This window comes from Streptomyces sp. NPDC004031, assembly GCF_053604375.1.
In genome coordinates, this window is sequence record NZ_JBSGHL010000116.1 from 1 (window position 1) to 8,042 (window position 8,042).

Here is an 8,042-nt window from a genome sequence, read left to right on the forward strand (position 1 = left end):
GCCGGGAGGGAGAGGGGACGGGGGACGGGGACGGTGGTGTCAGTCCTGCTTCTCGCCGCTGGCGAAGCGGGAGATGATCAGGGCGACGATGATGATGGCACCGTAGAGGAACTTGTCCCACAGCGGCGGCACACCGCCGAGGGTGGTGACGTTCACGACCAGTTGCAGGCTGACGACGCCGGTGAGGGCGCCGAAGAGGGTGCCCCGGCCGCCGTTGAGGCTGACCCCGCCGATGACGGTGGCGGCGAAGACCTGGAAGATCCAGCCGTCGCCCTGGGTGGCGGAGATGGCCCCGTAGTGGCCGGTGTAGAGCACACCGGCGAAGGCGGCGATGAGGCCGCCGAGCGCCAGCACCATCCAGGTGATGCGGTCGACGCGGATGCCGGCCGCGCGGGCCGCCTCGGTGTTGCCGCCGATCGCGTAGAGCGCGCGGCCGTGCCGCAGGTAGCCGAGGGCCAGGCCGCCGACGACGAACAGCAGCAGGCAGATCCACACCGCCGCGGGCGCCCCGGCCCACTCGGCCTTGCCGAGGTAGGAGAAGGACGCGGGCACGGCGACGATGGACTTGCCCTGCGCGACACCGTCCTGGAGACCGCGCAGCATGGTGAGCATGCCGAGCGTGGCGATGAAGCCGTTGACCCGCAGCTTCAGGATCAGGAAGCCGTTGACCGCGCCGATCAGCAGACCGACCAGCAGGCACACCGGGATCGAGGACCAGGTCGGGAAGAGCCCGATGCCGTGGAAGGTCGCCGGTCCGCTGCTGGGCATCACCAGCCACATCGCGATGACCGGCGCCACGCCGATGGTGGACTCCAGCGACAGGTCCATCCGGCCGCAGATCAGGATCATCGCCTCGGCGAGCACCAGCAGGCTCAGCTCGCTGCTCTGCTGGAGCACGCCGATCAGGTTGTCGGACGTCAGGAAGACCGGCGACACGATGAAGCCGATGACGCCCAGCACGAAGATGACGGGTATCAGCGACAGGTCGCGGTAGCGGGCGAGCTGGAAGCGCGGCGCCGCGGCACGGGGCTTGCCGGACACCGCCGCGTCGGCGGTCAACTGGGTGGTCTCGCTCATTCCTCGGCTCCCTTGTCGCCGCCCGCGCCCGCGGGCAGCCCTTCCATCGCCGAGACGAGGTCCCGGTCGCTCCATCCGCTGCCGAACTCGGCGATCACCCGTCCGTGGAAGAGCGCGATCACCCGGTCGCAGACCCGCAGGTCGTCGAGCTCGTCGGAGACGATGACGGCCGCGTCGCCGCGGTCGGCGACCGAGCGGACCACGCCGAGCAGCGAGTCCTTCGACTTGATGTCGACACCCGCGGTGGGCCGGATCGCCACCAGCACCCGCGGGTCGCGGGCCAGCGCCCGCGCGATGACGACCTTCTGCTGGTTGCCGCCCGACAGGTCGGACACCGGCTGCGCGGGCCCGGAGGTCTTGATGTCCAGCGAGTCGATCATCCGCTGGGCGAAGTTCCGGGTCCGCGACGGCAGCACGGTGCCGTACGGGCCGAGCTGGTCGGTCACCGTGAGGGTGGCGTTCTCGGCGACGCTGCGCCCGAGGACCAGGCCCTGCCGGTGCCGGTCCTCGGGGACGTAGCCGATCCCGGCGTTCAGCGCGTGCGGCACGCTGCCGGGCCGTACCACCGTGCCGGACACGGCGGTGCTGCCGCCGGTGGCCTTGCGCAGGCCGACGAGGGTCTCGCCGAGCGCGGTGTTGCCGCTCGCGGTGGCCCCGGCGAGGCCCAGGACCTCACCGGCCCGCACCGCGAAGTCGATGGGCTCGAAGACGCCGTCCAGCGTCAGCCCCTCGGCACGCAGCACGGGTGCGGCGGCGGCGCCGTCACCGGCCTCGGCGCGGGTCCCCTCGACGAGGCCGGGCCCCGCGTGCCAGCTCGTCGCGCCCTGCGCCGCCTCGCCCGTCATCGCCGCCACGAGGTCCGCCTTCCCCAGGTCCGCCACGGGGGAGGTGAGGATGTGGCGGGCGTCGCGGTAGACCGTGACGGTGCTGCACAGGTCGTAGACCTCCTGCAGGTGGTGCGAGATGAAGAGGAACGCGACGCCCTGCTGCTGGAGTTCGCGCAGTTTGCTGAACAGCCGGTCGATGCCGGACGCGTCGAGCTGCGCGGTGGGCTCGTCGAGGATGATGAAGCGGGCCCCGAAGGAGAGCGCGCGGGCGATCTCCACGAACTGCCCCTGCTCCACGGTGAGGTCGGCGGCCCGGGTGGCGGGGTCGACGTCCACGCCGTATTCGGCGAGCAGCGCGGCGGCGTCGGCGCGCAGCTTCGGCCAGCGGATCCGGCCGCGTCCGAAGCGGTTGAGGTACAGGTTCTCGGCGACCGTCAGTTCGGGGACGACCATGGACTTCTGGTAGACGCAGGCGACCTTGGACTGCCAGGCGGCGGTGTCCCCGGCGGCGGGCGCGGGTTCGCCGAGGAAGGCGACCCGACCCGCGTCGGGGGCGTGCAGCCCGGTCAGCACCGACACCAGCGTGGACTTGCCCGCACCGTTGCGGCCGACCAGCGCGTGCGAGTCGCCGACCGCCACGGTGATGCCCACCCGGTCCAGCGCCACGGTCGGGCCGAAGCGCTTGACGATGCCCTCGGCGTGCACCGCGGCCGGTGCGGACGGGGTGGAGGGCGTCGATGCGTTGCTCATCCGCGCTCAGCTCTTCCCGAGCTGGTTGGCCCACAGGTTCGGGTCGTCCACGTTGTCCTTGGTCACCAGCGGGGCGGGCAGCTGGTCCTCCAGCCCGTTGGGGATGGCGACGATGGTGGAGCCGTGGTCGGTCGGGCCGGGCTTGAAGGTCTGCCCGGCGAGCGCGGCCTTGGCGTAGTACAGCGCGTACTTGGCGTAGAGGTCGGCCGGCTGGGAGATCGTGGCGTCGATCTTCCCCTCCTTGATGGCCTTGAACTCGTCCGGGATGCCGTCGTTGGAGATGATCGTGATGTGGCCCGGCGTGCCCGGCGGCTTGAGCAGGTGCTTCTGCTCCAGCAGGGCGAGAGTGGGCTGCAGGAAGACGCCGCCGGCCTGCATGTAGATGCCGTTGATGTCCGGGTCGGAGGCGAGCGTGGTCTGGAGCTTGGCGGAGGCGACGTCGCCCTTCCAGTCGGTGGCCAGCTCGATGACCTTGATGCCGGGGAACTTGCTCTTCATGCAGGACGCGAACGCCTCGGAGCGGTCCCGGCCGTTGATGGAGTCGAGGGCGCCCTCGAACTCGACGACCTTGCCCTTGCCGCCGAGCTGCTTGCCCAGGTAGTCGCAGGCGTTGGAGCCGTACGCCTTGTTGTCGGCGCGCACGACCATGTACACCTTGCCCTTGTCGGGGCGGGTGTCGACGCTGATCACGGGGATCTTCTTGCCGGCCAGCTTGTCCAGCGTGGAGGCGACGGCGCCGGTGTCCTGCGGGGCCATCACGATCGCCTTGGCGCCCTGGTCGGTGAAGGTCTGGACGTTGGAGACCAGCTTGCCGATGTCGTTCTGCGAGTTGGTGCGGGGCAGCGCGGAGACGCCGTCGCTCTTGAGGTCCTTCTCTATGTAGCTGTTGTACGAGTTCCAGAAGTCGCTGTCGGAGCGCGGCAGGTCGATGCCCACCTTGCCGGAGCTGCCGGCCTTGTCGTCGCTGCCTCTGTTGCAGCCGGCGAGCGCGGTGACCGCGAGCAGCGCCGTGAGGGCGGCAACGGTCGTCTTGCGCAGTCTCATCGTCGAGTTCTGCCCTTCGGGAGTGTGTCGGCTCGGGGTGGTGCGGGTGGAGCGGTGGTGCCGGTGGGTGGTGCGGTGGTGCCGGTGGTGGTTCGCGGTGCTGCTCGGTGGTGCGTGATGGTGCGGTGGTGCGGTGCCGGCCGGGGTGCGCCGGCCGGCGGTGGTGCGCGCCGGTCAGTTGGCGGGGCGCACCCGCAGTCCCTGCATGCCGCCGTCCACGGCGAGCGCGGTGCCGGTGACACCGGCGGCCGCGGGGCTCGCGAGGTAGGCGATGGCGGCGGCGACCTCGTCGGCGGTCACCAGCCGGCCCATCGGCTGCCGGGCGTTGAGGGCGGCGCGCTCGGCGGCGGGGTCTCCGGCCTGGTCGAGCAGTCGGCCGATCCACGGGGTGTCGGCGGTCCCGGGATTGACGCAGTTCACGCGTACGCCCTCGCGGACGTGGTCGGCGGCCATCGCCAGGGTCAGCGAGAGGACCGCGCCCTTGCTCGCGCTGTACAGGGCGCGCTGCGGCAGCCCCGCGGTGGCGGCGATGGAGCAGGTGTGGGTGATCGACGCGGTGCCGGGGCGTTCGGCCGCGGCCCGGCGCAGGTGCGGCAGCGCGGCGCGGGCGGTGCGGACCATGCCGAGGACGTTGACGTCCAGCACTCGCGACCACTCGTCGTCGGTGTTGTCCTCGACGGTGCCGATGGCGCCGATGCCGGCGTTGCTCACCAGGACGTGCAGGCCGCCCAGTTCACCCGCCGCCTGCTCGACGGCGGCGCGCACGGCGGCGTCGTCGGTGACGTCGGCGGCGACCGGCAGGCAGCCCGCGGGGGCGCCGGACGGGTCGCGGTCGAGCACGGCCACGCGGGCGCCGCGGGCGGTGAGCAGGGCGGCGGTGGCCGCGCCGATGCCGGAGGCGCCGCCGGTGACCAGGGCGGTCAGGCCGGCGAAGTCCTGCAGGGGTGCGGGGGTGGTGCCGTCGGTCATCGGGTGAACTCCTGTCGCTGGGCACGCTCCTGCCACACGGGCCCGTCCGGGTAGCGGTAGTCCGTGAGCGTTTCCGGAACCATACGGGCCGAGAAGCCGGGCGCCGAGGGGGCGACATAGCGGCCGTTCTCGACGACGGCGGGGTCCGTGAAGTGCTCGTGCAGATGCGGTACGTACTCGATGACGCGGCCTTCGAGGCTGCCGGAGACCGCGACGTAGTCGAACATCGCCAGGTGCTGGACCAGCTCGCACAGGCCCACGCCGCCGGCGTGCGGGCAGACCGGGACGCCGAACTTGGCGGCCAGCAGCAGGATCGCCAGGTTCTCGTTGACGCCGGCCACGCGGGCGGCGTCGATCTGGACGAAGTCCACGGCTCCGGCCTGGAGCAGTTGCTTGAAGACGACGCGGTTGGCGACGTGCTCACCGGTGGCGACCCGGACGGGCTGCCCGGCGCGCACCGCGGCGTGCGCCAGGACGTCGTCGGGGCTGGTGGGCTCCTCGATCCAGTACGGGTCGTGCGGCGCCAGCGCCGCCATCCACTCCAGGGCCTCGGCGACGTCCCAGCGCTGGTTGGCGTCGACCGCGATACGGATGTCCGGGCCGACGGCGGCGCGGGCCAGCCGCATCCGCCGCAGGTCGTCCTCCAGGTCGGCGCCGACCTTGAGCTTGATCTGGCCGAATCCGGCGGCGACCGCCTCCTTGGCGAGCCGGGTGAGCTTCTCGTCGGAGTAGCCGAGCCAGCCGGGTTCGGTGGTGTACGCCGGGTAGCCCTCCTGGCGCAGCGTCTCCGCGCGGGCGGCGCGGCCCGGTTCGGCGCGGCGCAGGATGTCCAGCGCCTCGTCGCGGGTCAGCGCGTCGCTGAGGTAGCGGAAGTCGACGAGGTCGACGAGCTGGTCGGGGCTCATGGAGGCGAGCAGCGCCCACACCGGCTTTCTGGCCGCGCGGGCGGCGAGGTCCCAGGCGGCGTTGACCACCGCCCCGGCCGCCATGTGCATCACGCCCTTCTCGGGGCCGAGCCAGCGCAGTTGCGAGTCGTGGGTGAGCAGCCGGTAGAAGGCGCCGAGGTCGCCCGTGACACTGTCCACCGGGCGGCCGACCACATAGGGTCGCAGCGCCCCGATCGCGGCGGCGACGACGTCGTTGCCGCGGCCGATGGTGAAGCACAGGCCGTACCCCGCGAGGCCGCCGGGGGCGTCGGTACGGAGCACGACGTAGGCGGCGGAGTAGTCGGGGTCGGGGTTCATGGCGTCCGAGCCGTCGAGCTGCTCCGAGGTCGGAAAGCGGATGTCGTACACGTCGACCTCGGTAATGGTCGGACTCATGCACACTCCCGTCGCGAGACATCGGATCTTTTCTTGATGATCCGATGTATAGCGGGGGTGCCGGGTGCCCGTCCAGGGGGCTGGGCGAAGTTGTTGATAACAGATCGGATGTCTCCAGGTCCCGTCTCGGCGGCAGCCCCGGGTCCCCGCGGCAGCCGCGGGACGGCCTCCCGGCGCAGGCCGGAGGTCGCCCCGGTAACGCCCCGGCAGCGGCGGGACCGCCGTCCGCGCGGGCCTGGGCACGTAGGCTGGTGACGCACGTGACGAGCAAGTGAGAGCAGCGCCGGATCGGGGCCGCACGGCCCCGCCGGCCGGAAGGAGGCGCCGGGTGATCGAGCTTGAGGGAGTACCCGAGCTGATCGATCCGGTCATGGTGGCGGCGTTCGAGGGCTGGAACGACGCCGGGGACGCAGCCTCCACCGCGGTGGCCCATCTGGACCGGGAGTTCAAGGGCGAGGTCTTCGCCGCGCTGGACGCCGAGGACTACTACGACTTCCAGGTCAACCGCCCCACCGTGTGGATGGAGGACGGTGTCCGGCGGATCACCTGGCCGACCACCCGGCTGTCGGTGGCCAGGATCCAGTCCCCCAAACCGCGCGACCTGGTCCTGATCCGCGGCATCGAACCCAGCATGCGCTGGCGGTCCTTCTGCAACGAGCTGCTGGGCTTCGCGCACGAACTGGGCGTGGAGATGGTCGTGGTGCTGGGCGCGCTGCTCGGCGACACCCCGCACACCCGCCCGGTCCCGGTCACCGGTGTCACCTCCGACCCGGACCTGGCCACCGCGCTCGACCTGGAGGAGTCCCGCTACGAGGGCCCCACCGGCATCGTCGGCATCCTCCAGGAGGCCTGCACGCACGCCGGGGTGCCCGCGGTCAGCCTGTGGGCGGCCGTGCCGCACTACGTCTCCCAGCCGCCCAACCCCAAGGCCACCCTCGCCCTGCTCAACCGCCTGGAGGACCTGCTGGACCTGCGCATCCCGCAGGGCGAGCTGCCCGAGGACGCGCGGGCCTGGCAGGTCGGCGTCGACCAGCTGGCCGCCGAGGACAGCGAGGTCGCCGAATATGTGCAGACATTGGAGGAGGCGCGCGACACCGCGGAATTGCCGGAGGCGTCGGGCGAGGCCATCGCGCGGGAATTTGAGCGTTATCTGAGACGCCGGGACCCGCAGCCCGGCGGTTACGCGAGCGAAGGCGGCGACGGCGTCCCGCAATTCCGCGACCTCGGCCGTCAGCAGCGGCCCGAGGAACCGCGAAACACCGAAGGGCCGGCGGGAAACCCGGAGGGGAAGAGCGGAACCACCGCCGACTCCGACAACAGCACCGCCAGCGGTACCGACGACGACTCCGGGGACGGCTCCGAGGACTCCGGGGACTCCCCCGGTGGCTCCTCCGGCGGCGACGGCACCGGGGAGGACCCGCAGTAGGCCGTGCGGCCCGGCACAGGCAACGGATCGTCAAGAGCCGGGCACGCCACGCCAAAGCGCCCACGTCCGGCACCTGGCAGGATGTCGGCGTCGGCTGCCGATCCCCCGACACCCACGGACGGATCCCGTGCCCGGTACGGCCACCCGCGCTTATCAAAACGTTAGTTGCGAAGGGGAACTGTCGCCGGTTAGCATGAGGTTCATCCGTTGGCATACCTTCCCCGGGGGGGGGATCATGGTAATCGACGAACGTATGGACGACGTAGATTTCCGTATTCTGGCGTTAATGAGCGAGGGGTTGTCCGACGCCACCATCGGGAGAAAACTCTCACGCGGTCATCGGACCATCCAGCGGCGTATCTGCCACATGATGGACAGCCTCGGTGTCTCCGGCCGTTTCGCGCTGGGGCTGAAAGTCGCGGAACTCAACCTGCTGGCGGCCCGGGAAATCCCCGGAAACGCTGCCGACCTCGCGGGCACCGCCGCCGCGAGCAGCTACACGTAACAGACCCGGGCGCGGGGGGGCGTCCGAGCCGGGGGGGAATGGGGGGACCCCGGAGCAGAAAAAAGGAGGGGCGGGGGGGCGGGGGGGGGGGGGCGGCCCCCACCCCAAAGCACGAGGGGCGC

7 protein-coding genes are annotated in these 8,042 nt (G+C 71.6%); 2 read left to right on the top strand and 5 right to left on the bottom strand.

The features are described from left to right. Positions 1–39 precede the first annotated feature (39 nt). The 5 genes from ACWERV_RS36220 to ACWERV_RS36240 form a co-directional block, all read right to left on the bottom strand. Positions 40–1,077 carry an ABC transporter permease gene (locus ACWERV_RS36220; RefSeq protein ID WP_452941095.1) on the bottom strand — a complete coding sequence of 346 codons (1,038 nt, stop codon included), beginning with the start codon at positions 1,075–1,077 and terminating at the stop codon, positions 40–42. Beyond that, the gene (locus tag ACWERV_RS36225; RefSeq protein ID WP_452941097.1) at positions 1,074–2,654 is read right to left on the bottom strand and encodes a sugar ABC transporter ATP-binding protein; all 1,581 of its coding nucleotides are present in this window, start codon (positions 2,652–2,654) and stop codon (positions 1,074–1,076) included. The genes ACWERV_RS36220 and ACWERV_RS36225 overlap by 4 nt, the downstream gene beginning before the upstream one ends. A 6-nt stretch (positions 2,655–2,660) precedes the next feature. Beyond that, positions 2,661–3,698, bottom strand: a complete 1,038-nt coding sequence (locus ACWERV_RS36230) for a sugar ABC transporter substrate-binding protein (protein ID WP_398180779.1) — start codon at positions 3,696–3,698, stop codon at positions 2,661–2,663. Positions 3,699–3,872: 174 nt separating this feature from the next. Next, positions 3,873–4,667, bottom strand: coding sequence for an SDR family NAD(P)-dependent oxidoreductase (locus ACWERV_RS36235; RefSeq protein ID WP_398180782.1), 795 nt, complete (start codon positions 4,665–4,667; stop codon positions 3,873–3,875). Then, complete coding sequence (locus ACWERV_RS36240) at positions 4,664–5,989, bottom strand: enolase C-terminal domain-like protein (RefSeq protein ID WP_452941100.1); 1,326 nt, start codon at positions 5,987–5,989, stop codon at positions 4,664–4,666. The genes ACWERV_RS36235 and ACWERV_RS36240 overlap by 4 nt, the downstream gene beginning before the upstream one ends. A 328-nt stretch (positions 5,990–6,317) precedes the next feature. Here ACWERV_RS36240 and ACWERV_RS36245 point away from each other — a divergent pair, with 328 nt between their 5' ends. Next, entirely contained in the window at positions 6,318–7,415 is a 1,098-nt protein-coding gene (locus ACWERV_RS36245; protein WP_452941102.1) for a PAC2 family protein, read from the top strand. A gap of 235 nt (positions 7,416–7,650) precedes the next feature. Continuing rightward, entirely contained in the window at positions 7,651–7,920 is a 270-nt protein-coding gene (locus ACWERV_RS36250; RefSeq protein WP_452941104.1) for a DNA-binding response regulator, read from the top strand. Positions 7,921–8,042: the final 122 nt, after the last annotated feature.